The 16,570-nt window shown below is 44.9% G+C and carries 19 protein-coding genes and 3 tRNA genes; 17 read left to right on the top strand and 5 right to left on the bottom strand.

The genetic code is table 11. The features are described from left to right. Positions 1 to 149 precede the first annotated feature (149 nt). From ACRRNK_RS07690 to ACRRNK_RS07740, 11 genes are all read left to right on the top strand, one after another. Positions 150 to 1,034 (top strand): ABC transporter ATP-binding protein, encoded by an 885-nt coding sequence (locus ACRRNK_RS07690; protein ID WP_433946167.1) that lies wholly within the window; start codon positions 150 to 152, stop codon positions 1,032 to 1,034. After that, a complete protein-coding gene (locus ACRRNK_RS07695) occupies positions 1,000 to 2,157 on the top strand; it encodes an efflux RND transporter periplasmic adaptor subunit (protein WP_433946168.1) in 1,158 nt (385 codons plus the stop codon). The genes ACRRNK_RS07690 and ACRRNK_RS07695 overlap by 35 nt, the downstream gene beginning before the upstream one ends. Next, on the top strand, positions 2,157 to 5,045 hold the full coding sequence (locus ACRRNK_RS07700; RefSeq protein ID WP_433946169.1) for an ABC transporter permease: 2,889 nt from the start codon (positions 2,157 to 2,159) through the stop codon (positions 5,043 to 5,045). Before ACRRNK_RS07695 ends, ACRRNK_RS07700 begins: the two co-directional genes overlap by 1 nt. Positions 5,046 to 5,048: 3 nt before the next feature. Then, positions 5,049 to 5,945, top strand: coding sequence for an ABC transporter ATP-binding protein (locus ACRRNK_RS07705; RefSeq protein ID WP_433946170.1), 897 nt, complete (start codon positions 5,049 to 5,051; stop codon positions 5,943 to 5,945). Beyond that, positions 5,942 to 7,450 (top strand): ABC transporter substrate-binding protein, encoded by a 1,509-nt coding sequence (locus ACRRNK_RS07710; RefSeq protein WP_433946171.1) that lies wholly within the window; start codon positions 5,942 to 5,944, stop codon positions 7,448 to 7,450. The genes ACRRNK_RS07705 and ACRRNK_RS07710 overlap by 4 nt, the downstream gene beginning before the upstream one ends. A 121-nt stretch (positions 7,451 to 7,571) precedes the next feature. Further along, the gene (locus ACRRNK_RS07715; RefSeq protein WP_433946981.1) at positions 7,572 to 7,766 is read left to right on the top strand and encodes a hypothetical protein; all 195 of its coding nucleotides are present in this window, start codon (positions 7,572 to 7,574) and stop codon (positions 7,764 to 7,766) included. A gap of 61 nt (positions 7,767 to 7,827) precedes the next feature. After that, a tRNA-Met gene (locus ACRRNK_RS07720) sits at positions 7,828 to 7,901 on the top strand. Positions 7,902 to 7,926: 25 nt separating this feature from the next. Continuing rightward, positions 7,927 to 8,000, top strand: a tRNA-Ile gene (locus ACRRNK_RS07725). A 142-nt stretch (positions 8,001 to 8,142) separates the two neighbouring features. After that, complete coding sequence (locus tag ACRRNK_RS07730; RefSeq protein ID WP_433946172.1) at positions 8,143 to 8,247, top strand: YjcZ family sporulation protein; 105 nt, start codon at positions 8,143 to 8,145, stop codon at positions 8,245 to 8,247. Between the two features lie 271 nt (positions 8,248 to 8,518). Further along, entirely contained in the window at positions 8,519 to 8,929 is a 411-nt protein-coding gene (locus tag ACRRNK_RS07735; protein WP_433946173.1) for a hypothetical protein, read from the top strand. Positions 8,930 to 9,017: 88 nt separating this feature from the next. Beyond that, a complete protein-coding gene (locus ACRRNK_RS07740) occupies positions 9,018 to 9,176 on the top strand; it encodes an asparagine synthase (RefSeq protein ID WP_433946174.1) in 159 nt (52 codons plus the stop codon). 56 nt (positions 9,177 to 9,232) lie between these two features. Here the strand turns inward: ACRRNK_RS07740 and ACRRNK_RS07745 are convergent, their stop codons facing one another. The 3 genes from ACRRNK_RS07745 to ACRRNK_RS07755 all read right to left on the bottom strand — a co-directional run bounded on the left by ACRRNK_RS07745 (position 9,233) and on the right by ACRRNK_RS07755 (position 10,575). Then, a complete protein-coding gene (locus tag ACRRNK_RS07745; protein WP_433946175.1) occupies positions 9,233 to 9,559 on the bottom strand; it encodes a hypothetical protein in 327 nt (108 codons plus the stop codon). Next, positions 9,547 to 10,173, bottom strand: a complete 627-nt coding sequence (locus ACRRNK_RS07750; protein WP_433946176.1) for an ImmA/IrrE family metallo-endopeptidase — start codon at positions 10,171 to 10,173, stop codon at positions 9,547 to 9,549. The genes ACRRNK_RS07745 and ACRRNK_RS07750 overlap by 13 nt, the downstream gene beginning before the upstream one ends. A gap of 78 nt (positions 10,174 to 10,251) precedes the next feature. Further along, positions 10,252 to 10,575 (bottom strand): helix-turn-helix domain-containing protein, encoded by a 324-nt coding sequence (locus ACRRNK_RS07755; protein ID WP_433946177.1) that lies wholly within the window; start codon positions 10,573 to 10,575, stop codon positions 10,252 to 10,254. Between the two features lie 98 nt (positions 10,576 to 10,673). Between ACRRNK_RS07755 and ACRRNK_RS07760 the strand changes: the two genes are divergently transcribed. Continuing rightward, positions 10,674 to 11,186 carry an ArpU family phage packaging/lysis transcriptional regulator gene (locus tag ACRRNK_RS07760; RefSeq protein WP_433946178.1) on the top strand — a complete coding sequence of 171 codons (513 nt, stop codon included), beginning with the start codon at positions 10,674 to 10,676 and terminating at the stop codon, positions 11,184 to 11,186. A 527-nt stretch (positions 11,187 to 11,713) separates the two neighbouring features. Here ACRRNK_RS07760 and ACRRNK_RS07765 read toward each other — a convergent pair. Next, entirely contained in the window at positions 11,714 to 12,127 is a 414-nt protein-coding gene (locus ACRRNK_RS07765; RefSeq protein ID WP_433946179.1) for a hypothetical protein, read from the bottom strand. 288 nt (positions 12,128 to 12,415) lie between these two features. Between ACRRNK_RS07765 and ACRRNK_RS07770 the strand changes: the two genes are divergently transcribed. Beyond that, positions 12,416 to 12,814 (top strand): hypothetical protein, encoded by a 399-nt coding sequence (locus ACRRNK_RS07770; protein WP_433946180.1) that lies wholly within the window; start codon positions 12,416 to 12,418, stop codon positions 12,812 to 12,814. 306 nt (positions 12,815 to 13,120) lie between these two features. Next, on the top strand, positions 13,121 to 13,225 hold the full coding sequence (locus ACRRNK_RS07775) for a YjcZ family sporulation protein (protein ID WP_433946831.1): 105 nt from the start codon (positions 13,121 to 13,123) through the stop codon (positions 13,223 to 13,225). 49 nt (positions 13,226 to 13,274) lie between these two features. On the opposite strand, the gene ACRRNK_RS07780 is transcribed toward ACRRNK_RS07775, so the two are convergent. Continuing rightward, positions 13,275 to 14,060, bottom strand: coding sequence for a polysaccharide deacetylase family protein (locus ACRRNK_RS07780; protein WP_433946181.1), 786 nt, complete (start codon positions 14,058 to 14,060; stop codon positions 13,275 to 13,277). 275 nt (positions 14,061 to 14,335) lie between these two features. Here ACRRNK_RS07780 and ACRRNK_RS07785 point away from each other — a divergent pair. From ACRRNK_RS07785 to ACRRNK_RS07795, 3 genes are all read left to right on the top strand, one after another. After that, positions 14,336 to 14,421 (top strand) — tRNA-Leu (locus ACRRNK_RS07785). 295 nt (positions 14,422 to 14,716) lie between these two features. Then, positions 14,717 to 15,052 (top strand): hypothetical protein, encoded by a 336-nt coding sequence (locus tag ACRRNK_RS07790; RefSeq protein WP_433946182.1) that lies wholly within the window; start codon positions 14,717 to 14,719, stop codon positions 15,050 to 15,052. A 610-nt stretch (positions 15,053 to 15,662) separates the two neighbouring features. After that, entirely contained in the window at positions 15,663 to 16,385 is a 723-nt protein-coding gene (locus ACRRNK_RS07795) for a response regulator transcription factor (RefSeq protein WP_433946183.1), read from the top strand. Positions 16,386 to 16,570 lie beyond the last annotated feature (185 nt).

Genomic DNA, 16,570 nt, shown 5'->3' on the forward strand with positions numbered 1-16,570 from the left:
ATTTGCCGGCTGTCTTTTTTTTATATCAAGAGTAAAAATAGTGAGATTTTCTTATAAACATATTGTAACTTTTTTACAGCATAAAACGTTTATAATTCGAAAGGACTTGGAAATATTTACATACACTAATCATAGGGAGAGGTCATGTTATGAGGCTATGGGCGCGCAAACGTCCTATAGACGAGGCATCGGAAGCGGAGAAAGACTCTTTGTCCACCTCCACACTGGTCTCTGATTCGGGGCCGGATATAGTCAAGCTGCATGATAATTTGGTAGACTCAGAGATTTTGGACTCTACTAGATCTGAGCCTTACAAGGAAGAAATTGAACAAGCAAGTAATCCGGTCCTCATACATAAGTCATCGGAGCCTATTCTCGAGGTGAAGGATGTTCATCGGTCCTTTCAGGTCGGAGGGCAGTCCTTACATGTGCTCAAGGGGATACAGATGGAAGTGCTGCCAGGGCAACTGGTCATGCTTAAAGGGAGATCGGGCTCGGGCAAGACCACTTTGCTGAATATGCTGGGTGGACTGGATCAGCCAACTGAGGGGGAAATTTATTTCCGCGGTCAGACTCTTCATACCTTGAGCGACAAGAGGCGAACAGTGCTTCGACGTGATCAGATCGGATTTATTTTCCAGGCATATGCCCTGCTTCCTCTTCTGTCTGCCTGGGAGAATGTCGAGCTCAGCCTTCGGATGGCCTCGGTTCCCTCAAGAGAGTGGAAGGAACGAGTTGCCCATTGTCTTAACTTGGTTGGGCTAGGCAAGCGGATGCACCACAGGCCCTTCGAGCTCTCCGGGGGGGAGCAGCAGCGGGTCGCCATTGCCAAAGCCATTGCCCACAGGCCTCATCTGCTTCTAGCGGACGAACCCACAGCCAATCTGGACTCCCAAATGGGCGCACAGGTAATGGCGGTATTCAGAAATATTATCGAGACGGAGAATGTGACAATTTGTATGACCACACATGATCCGACAATCTTGGAGGTAGCAGACCATGTTTACGAAATGGTGGATGGAAAATTTATCTAAGGACAGGGGGAAATGGGGACGAAGTCTTGGCATTGCAGCTTTATGTGTGACCGTACTTGCCTCTTCGGGCTGCGGGCTGCTGCCAAAGGAACAGGAGGAGGAAGTGCTGCCCACCATTCAGGCGCCCAAGATTTCCAAGAAGCCTGAATACGAGGTTACGTCAGATACATTTGAGACAACGGTTCAAAGCAGCGGGCAGTTCCTTAGCCAGCGGGAAGAACCGGTATATTTTACACTAGGCGATACACTTCAGCTTCATCTTAAGGAAATTAACATCAAGCTTGGCGATAAGGTGAAGAAGGGTGCGGTTATTGCCACTCTGGATACAGAAGAGCTTCAGAAAAGCGTACGTGATAAGGAGCTTGATATCCGTTCGCAAGAAGTCACGATGAAGGAAGCGCTTCGCACGCAGGATGAGAAAGACCCGATTGAGTTCGAAACGAAGAAGCTCCAGTTCGAGAAGGCCCGCCAAGAGCTGGCGGATCTGAAGGATCAAATCTCGAGAGCTGTGCTCACAGCGCCTTTCTCAGGAACTGTGACCTCAGTCAATGTAGATAAGGGAGCAATGATTAAGTCCTATGATACTATTGCAGTCATTGCGGATACCTCCAATCTGGTTGTTGCCGCCAACATCCAGAAGGAAGATCTTGAGAAGCTGGTGGTAGGAATGCCAGCCAAGGTAGACATCAATAAAGTAGGAGAAATTAGCGGGAAGATCAAGGTTCTTCCTAGTGCCAGCGCGTTGGAGAAGAGCAGTGACAATGGGGGCGGCACAGGTGGTAATGGAGGAAATAGTGGCATTGGAGGTAATGGAACTGGCGGCACTACCACACCTCCGAAGAAGCAAACCCTTGACCAATACATGATTATTCAATTGGACAAATATCCGAAAGGGATTGAGCGGGGAACCCAGCTTAGTGTTACGGTATCCACCTCGAAGAGGGAGAATGTTATCGTCATACCGATCTCTGCCCTGCGTACAACGGGCTCCCGCAACTATGTTCAGGTCGTGGAAGATGACGGCAGCAAGCGGGAAGTGGATGTCGAGGTGGGTGAGCAGAGATCAACAGATGTTGAGATCAAAAAAGGACTCACCGTAGGACAGAAAGTTGTGGGCCGCTAATGGGAATGCCACTGGTTCGATTCTTATTCCGAAAAATGTGGAATACAAGGTGGCTGACCCTCAGCACACTGCTCGGATTGATCGTGGCAGTGTCATTTACGGTGAGTATCCCGATGTATTCGGATGGCGCCCTCAAGCGAGTCGTAGCCCGAACACTTCAAGAGAAAAGCACAGGTCTTCCTGCCGGGTCACTTCTGATGACCTATCAGGCTGCCGGAGGAGATAAAACCGACCAGCCCGGCCTTAAAGCGGTGGACCAATACATAAGACAAGACGTACCTAAAGAAATTGCGTTCCCGTATAAGGCCTATGTGAATACCCGATCCATCCGCGGAACTGAGGTATATCCTGAAGATCCTTCCAAAGTAGATGCCAGCCGTACCCGTTCGATGACGCTGGCAGCAATGAGCGGTCTTAAAGATCAGATAGACATCACAAAAGGCAAGCTGCCTGGTGAGAAACGGGCGGACGGCGTTATTGAAGTGATGATGCTGGAGGACGGTATGTATCAGAATGATCTCCATGTGGGAGATATTCTGAACTACCCGGTATACAGTGGTCTGGATATTACGCTTCGTGTGGAGATCGTAGGTTCCTTTAAACCTATAAAAGAAACGGATCCTTATTGGGTACAGGGCTTTGAAGCCATGGCCAATAATCTGTATACAAGCGAATCTGTTTTTAACGAAGGAATTGTTAAGGATCAGAACGTCCCATTAAATAACTCAAGCTGGTACTATGCTTTTGATCTTAGTGATATTAAGACCAGCCAGATCACCACTTTATCGAGTTCACTGGATCGACTCAATGTCGAGCTGTATCAGAAGCTGAAGAATACCAAAGTAACGATTTCCTTTGGTGAGCTGCTTAATAGCTTCCGGAGCCAAAGTCTGCAGCTTCAGACCATGCTGTTCACGCTGGCCGCACCAATGATTGCCATGGTCTTTTATTATATTGTGATGAACGCGCGTCAGGCTCTTAACAAGCAGCAGAGTGATATTGCAGTACTGCGAAGCCGGGGCGCGTCAACCAGGCAGATTATTATGATCTACCTGCTTGAAAGCATTATACTTGGCACAATTTCGATGGTTCTTGGACCTCTGCTTGGCTGGTTCATGTCGAAATCAATAGGTTCAGCGAATGGGTTCCTGGAGTTCGTAGACCGGAAATCGATTCCGGTCGGATTTAATACCGATGCGCTCTTGCTTGGAGCAGGTGCGGTCATTATTGCAATCTTGTCGACACTGATTCCGGCTATCTCTTTTGCGAGGTCATCTATTGTGAACGCGAAGAGGAAGCAGGCCAGAGCTGACCGAAGCCCCTTCTGGCAGCGTTGGTTCCTGGATGTTCTCCTGCTTGGTGTGGCGGGTTACGGCTACTATTTATTTAATGAACGACAGATGCTTACTTTTACAACAGGCTTAACTACGGACCAACTGCAAATTCAGCCTTTTCTGTTCTTCGTGCCCGCAATAGCCATATTTGCGATTGGGCTGTTCTTCCTGAGAATATTTCCGTGGTTGCTGAAATTAATCGGGTGGGCAGGGAAGCGCTGGCTGCCGGTGTCGTCCTATTTGAGTCTTACTCAGCTATCCCGCTCGGCCTTATCTTATTATCCGCTTATGATCCTTCTGGTCCTTACATTAGGACTAGGTGTGTATAATGCGTCCGCGGCCAGAACCATCGATCTGAATTCAACAGAACGTACACTGTACAGCTATGGTACGGATGTTATTGTCGAGACACAGTGGACGGGGACCCCGGAGATCACACCGAATTCAGGTGGAAATGGGGGTTCTGGTGGAGCCCAGGGCGGCATGCAGGGAGGAGGAGCACAAGGAGACGGCGTAGGTGGAGGCCAAGGTGGACAACAGAATAAAAATGCGAAGATTGTATATTCTGAACCGCCATTTGAAGTCTTTCGCACCTTGCCGGGTGTGGAGAGCGCAGCCAGAGTTCTTCAGACAAAAGGGAATATCGTTGTCTCCGGTCAGTCCGCGGGTCAAGGCAAGATTATGGGGATTGATAACGTTGATTTCTCCAAAGTGGCTTGGTTCCGAAATGACCTATTCCCGGCACATCCTTTTAAATATTTGAATCTGCTGGGACAGTATGAGGCAGCAGCTTTAATCCCAACGAACCTGGCAGACAAATACAAACTGAAGCCCGGGGATATCTTTACTGTATCAATTGATGATCAGACGATTGATTTTGCCGTCTACGGCATCATTCCATACTGGCCGAATCTGTATCCGGATCAGGCGCCTTTTGTCATTGCCAATCTGGATTACATTTACGATCAGGTTCCTATGATTCCATACGAAGTATGGCTGAAAATGAAGCCTGGGGCCAAGGTAGCACCAATCTATACCAAATTATCCGAGCAAGACATTACGATATCGAAGATTAAGGATGTTAGAACTGAACTGGTTACTCAGAGTAAACTGCCGACCCGAGGCGGGGTATTCGGAATCTTGAGTCTTGGTTTTCTTGTATCTGTAATCGTATCGTTAATCGGATACATTCTGTTCTGGTTCTTTAATCTGTCCGGCCGAGTCGTTCAGTTCGGGATATTAAGAGCCATGGGGTTATCCAGACGGCAGTTGACCATCATGCTCCTGGCTGAGCAGATCTTAACAGCGGGACTGTCTATTGTGCTCGGGATCGCGATCGGCAAGCTTGCCGGGCGATTGTATCTTCCTTTTCTCCAGACAGCAGACAATGTGACCTCTCAAGTGCCGCCTTTCCGTATCGTATTTGATGCCAAGGATACGCAGCAGTTGTATATGGTCGTAGCTTTTATGCTATTGATGGGTGCAGGCTTGCTGCTCTGGCAGATCCGCAGGCTGAAAGTACATCAGGCTGTAAAGCTTGGGGAGGAGAGATAGAGTGTGATTCACTGCGAAGGATTAGTCAAGATTTTCAAGACGAAGGATATCGAGGTTGTCGCACTGCAAGGTCTCAATTTGACGGTTGAAGACGGTGAAATGATGGCCATTATCGGGAATAGCGGCAGTGGCAAATCAACCCTTCTCAATATACTTGGGGGGCTGGATCATCCATCTGCCGGTCAGGTAATTGTGGGTGAATGGAATCTTCTCAAAGTCAATGAGAGTGAACTGGTTCAGTATAAGCGGAACACGGTCGGATTCATCTGGCAGAATAATGCCCGGAATCTGCTGCCCTACTTGACGGCACTGGAAAACGTCGAGATGCCCATGATGCTTAGCGGCAAGGTTGATGGTGCTTATGCGAAGCAGCTTCTGGAATGGGTCGGTCTGAAAGACCGAATGCATAACAAACTTCATCAGTTATCCGGGGGGGAACAGCAGCGCGTAGCCATTGCGATCGGTCTGTCTAATCGCCCGAAGCTGCTTCTTGCTGATGAACCAACGGGTTCAGTAGACACCCGTACCTCAGATCAAATTATGGAAATATTCCGCCGGATCAATCGGGAGATTGGTCTTACTATAGTCATCGTTACGCATGACCTGACGCTTGCCAGCAAAGTTGACCGGGTTGTTGCGATACGTGACGGACTTACAAGCACAGAGTTCGTTAAGAGGAACCCGGGACTTGACATGACTTCTGAAGAAGGTGGATTTGGCAATCAAGGCGGACTTCAGGAGGTTCATGAAGCATTCGTTGTTGTTGACCGGGTTGGTAGACTGCAAGTTCCCAAAGAATACCTGGAGGCTCTTGGAATTGGGGGAAGGGCCAGCATGGAATTTGATGGAGGGAAGATTGTAATTACACCACCCAAACCAATTAAGGAGGAAGAATCTTGAGAAACCGATTTGGTAAGGCGTACAAAATTTTGGCAACAAGTCTTGCTGCAATCATGCTCACAGGGATGATCGCAGGCTGTACCTCGGATAAGGCGAAGGACAGCAATGAGCCCAAGGTGCTCCGTATCGGAATGTTGTATGGCGGTGGAGGGAACGATCAATATTTCAGACAGCAGTTCACGGAAGTATATGAATACACCCATCCTAATGTCACTGTAGAACTAGTGCCTGCCATCAATAGTGATCAGATGCGTTATTCGGAGAACCAGAATTATCAGCCGCCGGATACCCTAAAGAGTTTGAAGAAGGTGATGACCGGCAGTAATCCGGTTGACGTTATTGTCTCGGACACGAACAGCTTGAAGAAATTGATTGACGAGAACATGTTGAAACAGCTGGATCCGATGATTCAAGAGGATAAGTTTGATACGGCTGACATAGTTCCTTCAGTTATTGATGGAATTAAGCAAATGGGTAATAACAACATCTATGCCTTGGCACCAACCTTTATGCCTTCTGCCCTCTTCTATAATAAGAAAATTTTTAAGGACGCCGGCGTAGAAGTTCCTAAAGATGGCATGACCTATGATGAGGTATTTAACCTGGCTAGACGTGTAGCTAAAGGTCAAGGGAAAGACCGGATCTATGGCTTCGCATTTAACCGTTATAATGGCGCTAGTGCGAGTGATGATTTGTATAGATACATTCAACCACTGCAATTGCGATACTTTGATGAAAAAGGGGAAAAAATGACGGTAAATACACCGCAGTGGGAAAAGGCGATCAGCACGATTGTACAGCTGAGAAAAGATAAAATTTTATTTGAGAATACACAAATGAACAACCCACAGCAAAATCAGGTCTATAGTCCAGTTGATAACGATGTCTTCATGTCTGGAAAAACAGCAATGGCTATAGGCGATGTTGGCTTGGTTACGGAGCTGTCTGGAATGAGCGAGGCTGCGAAGACGAACAAAAAGCTCAAAACCTTCGACTGGGATGTTGTAACCATTCCTACACATCCGGAGAAGCCGGGCGTTGGTGGGGACATCTACCTTGGTAATTATATGTCTATTAATGCAAGTGCACCGAATCCGGATACCGCTTGGGATTTCATTAAGTTTGTGAATGGACCAGATTGGGCCAAGATTAAAGCAAGAAGCACATCCTATGAAATGGTATCCCGCAAATCTTTTATCAAGCCAGTGAGTGGACTTAATTACAATGTGGCTGCCTTCTATAAGTTGAAGCCTATTCCGCCTGTGAACTCGAATGATGAGAAACTTCAAACTGAGAAGCCGGGTATATATGGAGTTACGATGGTAGGACAAAACTTCATTCAAGAGGTTATCGACAATAAGAAGACACCAAAAGAAGCTCTCCAGGCCTGGGAGAAAAAAGGGAATGAAATGCTTCAGGAAATCAAAAAGAACCCAAAAACACAGTTCCAGCCTGATGGAACTCCATATATCCCACCAACCGATGGAGCTGCGACCAAAGGTTAAGTTAACCGGGTTATAGCCACATTAAAAGTACACCTGCCGTCCTTTGGAAATATTCAGAGGACGGTTTTTTGTGCGACTATTTTTTGGTTCAATCTGGACATAATAAGGGTAGAGCTAAGTATTGATCAAAAAAGAAAGTGAGCGGATATCCATGCAATGGGTGTACTTTAACAAACTATATAGAACGAAGTTTCAAGCAGGCTGCCTGGCCCGCAGACTTGAGCATGATGGCTGGATCTATGGTCTGGACGATCTAAGTGAAATAGAAATTTTCCGTTCCCGCCGGGGCAAATATGGAGTTCGATTTATTCTTTAATGGTGACACTTGACTCATGGCGTGTTCATGAGGTATATTAATTGATGTCGCTATTTACTGACGCGGGGTGGAGCAGCCCGGTAGCTCGTCGGGCTCATAACCCGAAGGCCGCAGGTTCAAATCCTGCCCCCGCAATACTTTTTTATCAAAAAGGTAACAAGGGCCCTTAGCTCAGTTGGTTAGAGCGGTCGGCTCATAACCGATTGGTCGGGGGTTCGAGTCCCTCAGGGCCCATAGCGTGCAGGACCCTTGCGAAGCAAGGGTTTTTTGCTGTCCATAACGGCGATTGTATAATGACTTTCCAGAGTGCCCTTGCACCCGGCAGATGAGGAGCATACATTACTTTAGACTCGGGATCGAGGGGAGGGGAACTACGATGAGTGAATGTAAAGTGAATCGTCCAAATCCTGTTTTTACTTCCACAGGAGTGATTTTGGTTCTTTTTATTCTGCTGGTGATTATTACCCGTACTTTCATCTAATTCATCACAACGGTAAATAATGAAGATAGGCAAAGACGAGTCGATTAGGCTCGTCTTTGTTTTATGTGTGAAAAGTGTTGTTGCTGGAAGTTTTTCTTGGTATATTTAATTAGTAAAAATAACCAAAAATTGAACATGATCCATTTTGTATTAGTCCTAATAGAAGTTCTCCTTGCAACTTACGATGAAAAAGATTCCTAATTCCTAGTTTTGGGTAAACATATTGTACTTTTGACTCGAATACTCATCAAAGTTGGGGGGCCAATGCAAAATGGAATTACCTATACCTGAGATTAATGTGAAGTTCAATTGTCAGGTCTGCAATCATGATATTAGTGTGCTCTTCAAAAGCCAACAAGTAGAGGCCGTTCGCTGTCCTGAATGCAGTAAGGTCTATTCTCTGCTTAAGCCTACAATAGGGGAAGAGATTTTGCTGGATTGGGAGCGAGAGGCTTTATTTCATAAAATAAAGGCTGAAAAGACGAAGCAGGATAACAGCAGTCTGGTAGCACTTATGATTAAAGTGGCAGAACTGCTGACCTGGCGAGATGGTGGCAACGGTAAGCTAAAGGCGATTGAGGCACTGCGAGAATGGTGTATCGATAACGAGGAGCAGGCCGCAATGGAAGAGCTCAAGATCATATATGGCCGCGGAAAAGCAAATCGATTACCGCCAGGATAGACATTCGCCGGGGAGTATGAATAATCCAGCCTAATTTCACCCAGAATAAATGGTGTCTTTCAAACCAAACTTAAGGGGAGTGTTAGGCATGCGTGAAGGCTTGGTTCCAACGGTTCTTGGTGCAGTGGTATCAGCTACAGCTGCTTCCATGCTAAGAAGCCGGTACAAGATGGCTGCAACTGGAGCGCTCGGTTTTGGTCTGGCTCATATTGTACTCGGGACAATCGATTTGTTCGAGCACCGTTAAGCGTTTGGAAGATGCCGGGAAGAGCATAGCTCTTTCCGGTTTTTTTATTATTTCTATCACATATACGCACTCAGCACCTCTTCAATATCTTGAAGCCGAATGATCAATTGATCCACATCTAACGTTTGATGACGCTGGTGGATGCGTGGAAGATCGATCCCGATAAAGTCCTCATTCCCTTGTACCTGTACGATATCCTCAAGGAGTACCGTGATTCCGATCCCATCCCCAAATTCCTCTGGCTCAAACTGCTCCCATGGCGGCGTTACCTGTAGATACAGGATAGAAGACCAGTCCCGTTCTTCCAGATCTAACTTCACCAGCAGAATTGCTGGAGCCTGGGCATCTATACCAAACTCTGTTAAGACACCTAATCTTGCCAAAACTTCTTCACTCCCTTGCTTAGCTGTCTGGATAGCTGAGTCAATATCCGCTTGGTTTCCTCGGACTGTGCAGATTGTCGATGAGCATCAATTCCATCTTCATTAGAACTTGATAGCCTTGCATTCTCCTGAGCGGTGATCTGATTAAGAATCCGGTTCTGAATTTGCAGCAGCCTCGTGTAAGAGAATTTATAGGGAAGTGCGAATTCTGCGGAAATAAGCTCAACAGCTTCTTTTTGTCTCTCCCCAAGTGGAAGCTCCTTAATCATATAGAAGGGAGCTGCGGCATATTGGAGAAATCGCTCTGCCTCTATCTCCTGCTGCTGCAGGAAGAGTTCAGGCATATGTCTCTGATTACCCGCATGCCGGAGAACATGACACAGCTCGTGAAAGAAGACAAGCCGCTTAGTGAGCGTATCCATCCCTTTGGGCAGGAAGATGACGTCTGTCATATTACAGCTGAAAGGCGGACCCTCATATTCCACAAGATCAACCTCGAAGGCAGCGGATACTTCATCAATATCCAAATCCGAGGGATGAAGAATTCCATGTTGTATGTAGCGGGAGCTGATCCATTGTTCAAGCTCGGTTTCATAGTAAAAAGATAAATCCATAACAGATTCCTCCAGTTAGGGAATGTATGTTCGTATATAAGACGAAAAATAATGCCCTTAATGTAAGGGCAGGACTTTCTACCGAAGCAGCTTCTTTTTTTGTTCCCGGTAAGCTCTAAGGGCAGCTTCCATGACTTCAATCTCATCCTGGCTATATTGATCCGGTCCACCGTAAAAAGCAATCCCGGTCTCTTCGTGCTTAGGCTGTGAGGTTCGGCCCAGCAGGTAGTCTGCATCTACCTCCAGTATATCTGCGAGGGTTGCCAAGGTTTCGGAATCGACCGTGCGCTTGCCGGATTCATAATGTCCGTATCCCTGCCGTGTCATTCCTAATTTATCAGCCATATCTTGATGGGTCAAGCCCTTGGAGAGCCTGAGCTGAGTTAATCTGTCCGTAAACACTACATCACCTCGCTTATTTCTATTATACCCATTGTGTGAAGAAGTACGCAACAATTAGTTTCTTATTTGCGATTGACAGCAACAATTTGTTGCGTATAATGAGATTTACCAGGAAACAAATTGTTGCCAAAAATACGGAGAATGGGGATATGATTATGATGAAGAGTAGAGGTAACGCTTTGCAGTTAACTTATGAACTGCCTGCCGTCAATAATGAAGCCACACGGAAGCGGGTCGAAGAGGAACTGGAGACGGTTCGTATCTTTAGACGTATCGGAATAATCCGGCGAGAGGCTGGAACCACTTCCAGGTATGAGCCTCGAGTTCATGGATCAACCAATATGGTTAGTAAAACAACGGAGAACCATGCGGTATGGAATGCGGACAGAGAGCTTTTGATGGAAAGAAAGTCCGTCATGATGGATAAAGCCCTGATGTGTCTGAGTGAGCTTGAGAGGGACCTCATTCGTCAGCGATATTTGGACACGGATGATACTTATGACTATCTAGTATGTGGAGATCTTGGCGTAAGTGAGCGTAAGTACCGCAGGGTGAAGGCACAGGCTATGTACAAGCTTGCCCTTGCTCTTAAACTTGAGGTCCTGGCTTAAGATTTATAGAGAACGTGAGGTAACAACTTTATATGGGTGCTTTTCACAGAACCAGTTGACCTAGGTCAGCTGGTTTTGTTGCTTTTGGAGTCTGGTTGGAGTTGATACTGTTGGAAGAAGACTCTCTATTTGAGATCGTTAGGGCTGGCCGGAAAGTGGCCGCTTGATGGCCGGAAGATGGCCGTTCATTAGGCAAAACCGGTGTTATAGTTATATCATCGGGAAGTTAAGCAAAGGACACCGAAGGCGGACAAGCCCATAATTGTAGACCGGCTCGGTAGAGACCGGTCATTTATATTTTAGCGGAATGATCCGAGAGCTTGGCTTCCCGGTAATGATCTTTAATAGGAAAGGAGTTGAATATGAGAATAGCGGTTAAGAATCAAATCGATGTTAGAAAGACATGATAACCTTCTAATTTCGAAATCATTAGTCACGCATGGATGAAAGCTCGTTCTTAATGGTTCTAAGTTGTAGAATACACCTTAGTTGGTTGTATCATGAACGCGGCAAACCTCATAATTAAATCAGTCCAAACCATTAATTAACCAACTTCCATCATCCTGCTTGAATAAGTAATACACTGTATCTCCTACGGAACCATAAGGGGAATCTTTATATTCTTCTCGAACCGTTACAGCTATCTGATCTTTGCTTTCATTCAAAAACTTTGGATTCTTGAGGACCGTGATTTGCGTATCATCTCCCTTATAAGCATCGATATTGTTTTGAGAACTCGAGGATGTGAAGACGGCTGGATATTGTTCTTCATCACGATTATTGAAATACTGGACGCGCTTATTTATCACCTTCAGAACCTCTTGCCGGTCACCTTGATATGCCTTCACCTCCAGGTAAGAGGTTTCAACCTTCTTTTCTTGTCCGCAGGCCGCTAAAAAAACAATTAGAACCAACATTCCCAACAGGGATGTCGTTTTCACTAAATGCTCCCCCTCTTCAAATATTCTCTTTGTTCAGTTAAACGAGCTGTAGAACAATTTGTTGCGCTAATGGCCACAACTATATGGATTGAACTAAAGACTGCGTGATCGATTCTTTTGCATAACAAGTGTTAGCCTTGATCCATGCGCTCATTTCTTTAGTTCATTCCATATAGAGGCAATTTTGGATCAGAATAAACAAACAGCGCCGCTAGGCATATTTTTAAGCCCATGGAATAACGAGGGCACATCTAGCAAAACTTTTTTCGTGTAGAAAGGAGGCTCGTTATGGTTGACGGGAACTTGAATAAAGAGGGAGAGACTGAGAAAGTAGGTTGTATTCAAAGGCTTGAAGAGGTGGAAAAGGGACTTGCAGAACTATCTAATGAGTTTACCCGGCTGGCAGCTGAGAACATTGACACGATAACAAAAATCAAGCTCTTGGAAGAAAACGATCATCGTCATGATGAGAGTATCAACCAGTTTAAAGAGTCCAACCTAAAAATGGAAATTCAGCTCAATACGATGATGGCCAAGTTCGATTCTTTAGAAAATAAGATATTCACACTCCTTCAGCAGGCAGGCAAAGACAGCAGCGCAGAACGCAAAATGTGGCTTGATCTGCTCAAGTACGTAATCGGGATAACCGTAGGAGTAATGGTAGCGAATATGTTTCTTGGAAAATAGAAGACATTGCACAGCATTAACCCTCCAGGCTCGTCCTCCACTTCCGCATTTATTTCCTCCAAAGGGGCGTACACCCAGCCCATCAGGCGCCAGCGGGCATATGGTAGGGTAAGTCAACTATCAAGGAGGAGTTAATCAATGAACAATGCTGCCTTAGGCATGACAGAGAACAAAAAATTGGGAATGGGATACGGTGCCCCAATGCAAAGCCCGACTTTTACATCTCCAGCACACGGTTATGAAAATGAGCATATGCACATACATGGAGCTCATTATCATCACTGTCCACCTGTATATGAGCACCCTGTGTGTCATGCTCCAGCGCCTTCCGCAGGAATCTGGTCATCCACTGGCTATATTCTTGTACTCTTCATTCTTCTTGTCATCATCACCCGCGGTTTGTGGATCTGAGGATTCTCTTGTATTGGAACAAGCGGGCCTTCAGGGCCCGCACTTTGTTCTACAGCCCTGTCTTTTTATCGTTGTCCTGCACATCTTTTACGGGTTCTGCATGCTTCTGATGCTTCAGCAGCTCACTGACGGTAACGCAGCGATAACCGCGTTTTTGGATCTCTGGGAGAATGGTCTTTAGAGCGAGAGTGGTCTGGGAGCTGCCCTCCACATGGTCGTGCATGAGAATAATATCACCGCTGCGGAGATTACCAAGGACCTTGTTCACGATCCGGTTCACGCCAGGTTTTGCCCAGTCCCGTGTATCCTGATGCCAGGACCATAATACAACCTGGTAGCCTTTGTTATGACTCGAAGTTACAATATTTTTATTGTAATAACCGCCTGGTGGGCGGAATAGGACGGAACGCTTCCCTGTAGCATTATATATCGATTCTTCAGCACGGGTGACTTCTTTATCGAATAATTGGGAATTTCTCGCATTGAAATACGTGTGGTTGTAGGTGTGATTGCCAATTTCGTGCCCTTTTGTGAACATCTTCTTAAGAAGCTCCGGATATTGGATAGCCCGGTTACCAATCACGAAGAAGGTTGCCTTCGCCTGATATTGTTCGAGCAGATCAAGGATGACAGGAGTCTGCTTGGGGTCAGGTCCATCGTCAAAAGTAAGAGCAACCACCTTGTCCTCAGTAGGAACCTCCCATACAATTTCCCCCCGGGGTTCAAAGTAATCACGTCCCATCGGTGCCTCTTGAGCCGCCACAGAGGTCCCATAACCTAAGATTACGCCAGTGCTTAAGATCAGGGAAAGGGCTATTTTCCGCCAGTTATACATGGTTGCCTCCTTAATGGTTGTAGCTATTCACTTTATTATGTGAGGAAAAAGGCAGTTCATACATTTCTATCTATATGGAATGAATTAAAGAAATGAGCGCATAGATCAAGGCTAACACTTGTTATACAAAAGAATCGATCACGCAGTCTTTTAGTTCAATCCATATAAAAAGTTGGGGTTTATAGATAGTGTTGACATACTAGCAAGCAACATGGTATGATCTATTTCGTTGCCAATAATGTAAAATGGCTTTCAGCTGAAAGTGGCGTAATTACGCCGGGGTGGCGGAATTGGCAGACGCACAGGACTTAAAATCCTGCGGTAGGTGACTACCGTACCGGTTCGATCCCGGTCCTCGGCATCTTTTTAAAAAGGAAATCCCTTGAAATAAGGGATTTCCTTTTTTTTATATCTTAAAATCCTAACCTGAACGATGAGAACGAAAGTTTTCACTCATGTGAAGGTCGGAAATGCTGCTTTGGACTAACGGTAACGAGGTATACTGTTGTTTTGGTAAATAGGTTGCATAAGAGAAGGGTACTAAGTATTATGAACCAAATTTCATTTACAGTATGTCCCAGTACAGTTTATAATTCAGACATCTAAATACCTATCTTTAAACGGGGGAGATTGAAATTAATCTTACACATAACAATATGGATTCTACAACTCAGATCCAAAATCATGGGGGGAAGAAGAAAGGTTCATTTGGATTTCTAGCCATATTAATAGTTATAGCGATTATCTTAGCAGCAACTAATCCTTCCAAGGAGGACTTTACTGAGTATGTAGTGGATCACATAAATGTCTCATCCTCTAGCAACAATGCATTTGCAGCAGGAATGACAAACCTTATTGGAAAACCTATACTGAGTGCTATGACAGCCCGTGATAACTACACCCTGTTTTCGGTATTTACGATTAATGATGGTATGCACCCAGTGAAAGTAATAGGTATGTTTAACGATGTCTATTTCAATATCGAAAATTGATATGGAGAAAAAAAATTAATCCTGATATCAATGATTGGGTTCTCTCCTTAAGCGAGGTAATAATATGCTGGTAGCTACCTTCTTCATAACTTTGATATCCGTGATATTAGGATGGTTTATAGTTCCCTTTATACTAGATTATTTTAAAATTGAGATGTTCACTAAAGCGCCTGATTTACTTACATATTTATTTCACACAGTACCTTTTGGCTCGGTATTAATTGCCTGCCTCGTTACCGTTATAGTTGGAGCTTACTTCCGGGAAGAAGAGCAAGAGAACAATTTGTAGATGATCCTATGATCCAGACGATAATACTCCTTTTCAGTGCTTGTCTAATCACAAGTTCTGGAGAGGAGTTTTTATTATGTAAGAATGACATTAGTCAAAACTATACTCTAAATAATAAATATGTATGAAAATAACAGGACTTTGTACCCGATCTAAAGGTCACTTTGTAATGTTAATATCTACAATAGGTTAAAAATAACAATAACTTCAAACTATTGTTTTACCAGGGATAGGCCAACAAACGACCGCTATGGAAATGCGGTGGGCTATCTCTCAACACCATTAGAAAGCGTTTTCAAATATTAAAGAAGGAGAAAATGAATGCGGGAAAAAATCGTAATCGTTGATGATGATACTGAAACTCGCAAGTTTTTGGTTCAATCTTTACTAGAATATGGTTATGATTCTATTGGATATGCTCAATGCGGACAAGCATTAGTCAGCTTCATTCATTCTCAAGATCCTGATTTAATTATTCTTGACCTGTCTGTGCCAGGAGCAGACAGCTTGAACTTGTGCACAGAACTTCGCAATTTCAGCGATAAACCAGTCCTTTGTACAAGCCATCATACTGAGGATGATCTCCGGATTGAAGCCTTGAACCGGGGAGCAGATGAGTTTATTGCCAAACCCTCCAGCTTTGAAGTATTGCTCGCCCGAATTCGAGCACACCTCCGTAGGTATAAGCGGGCTTTCCCTGTTAATCAACGACATTTGATAGTCTATCCAGGCCTGCAGATCGATCCTACTACCCACTCAGTAATAGCCTATGGCAAGGAAGTCTCTCTATCTTCTAAAGAATTTCAACTCCTCATTATTCTGGCAAAGAACCCCAATCGTGTATTTCACACCGAAACTCTATATGATCTCATTTGGAAGGACATTAAGCACGGGGACGTACGAACCGTCATGGTTCATATTTATAACTTGCGGCAAAAAATCGAGAAAAACCCGAGTGAACCGATATTTATCCATACGGTTAGAGGTGCCGGCTATAAATTTAATGGATCGGTTTCACTCATGATAGAATCCATGGATGCATAACATTAACACAACGTTTATCTACTAATCTATGACTTTTCTTAAAAACTTATTCCCTTACTTTAACTGAATTTTAACATAAGTTGGTAAAATTAATTTTGGATGAAAACGATTGCTTTCGCATGAATCCAGCCTTTTAAAGCATATCGCTTTCTGGTCAGGATCACGTTACTCGTTTCATACCAAAG

Source organism: Paenibacillus sp. SN-8-1 (genome assembly GCF_050995535.1).
Lineage (GTDB): Bacteria > Bacillota > Bacilli > Paenibacillales > Paenibacillaceae > Fontibacillus.

Bases quoted from the DNA above. Each gene is read 5' to 3' on its own strand.
- ACRRNK_RS07790 (WP_433946182.1), top strand. From the start codon at position 14,717: ATGGATTCTACAACTCAGATCCAAAATCATGGGGGGAAGAAGAAAGGT.
- ACRRNK_RS07750 (WP_433946176.1), bottom strand. From the start codon at position 10,173: ATGGATTTATCTTTTTACTATGAAACCGAGCTTGAACAATGGATCAGC.
- ACRRNK_RS07780 (WP_433946181.1), bottom strand. From the start codon at position 14,060: ATGTATAACTGGCGGAAAATAGCCCTTTCCCTGATCTTAAGCACTGGC.
- ACRRNK_RS07700 (WP_433946169.1), top strand. From the start codon at position 2,157: ATGGGAATGCCACTGGTTCGATTCTTATTCCGAAAAATGTGGAATACA.
- ACRRNK_RS07690 (WP_433946167.1), top strand. From the start codon at position 150: ATGAGGCTATGGGCGCGCAAACGTCCTATAGACGAGGCATCGGAAGCG.
- ACRRNK_RS07740 (WP_433946174.1), top strand. From the start codon at position 9,018: ATGCGTGAAGGCTTGGTTCCAACGGTTCTTGGTGCAGTGGTATCAGCT.
- ACRRNK_RS07770 (WP_433946180.1), top strand. From the start codon at position 12,416: ATGGTTGACGGGAACTTGAATAAAGAGGGAGAGACTGAGAAAGTAGGT.
- ACRRNK_RS07735 (WP_433946173.1), top strand. From the start codon at position 8,519: ATGGAATTACCTATACCTGAGATTAATGTGAAGTTCAATTGTCAGGTC.
- ACRRNK_RS07760 (WP_433946178.1), top strand. From the start codon at position 10,674: ATGAGATTTACCAGGAAACAAATTGTTGCCAAAAATACGGAGAATGGG.
- ACRRNK_RS07730 (WP_433946172.1), top strand. From the start codon at position 8,143: ATGAGTGAATGTAAAGTGAATCGTCCAAATCCTGTTTTTACTTCCACA.
- ACRRNK_RS07695 (WP_433946168.1), top strand. From the start codon at position 1,000: ATGTTTACGAAATGGTGGATGGAAAATTTATCTAAGGACAGGGGGAAA.
- ACRRNK_RS07795 (WP_433946183.1), top strand. From the start codon at position 15,663: ATGCGGGAAAAAATCGTAATCGTTGATGATGATACTGAAACTCGCAAG.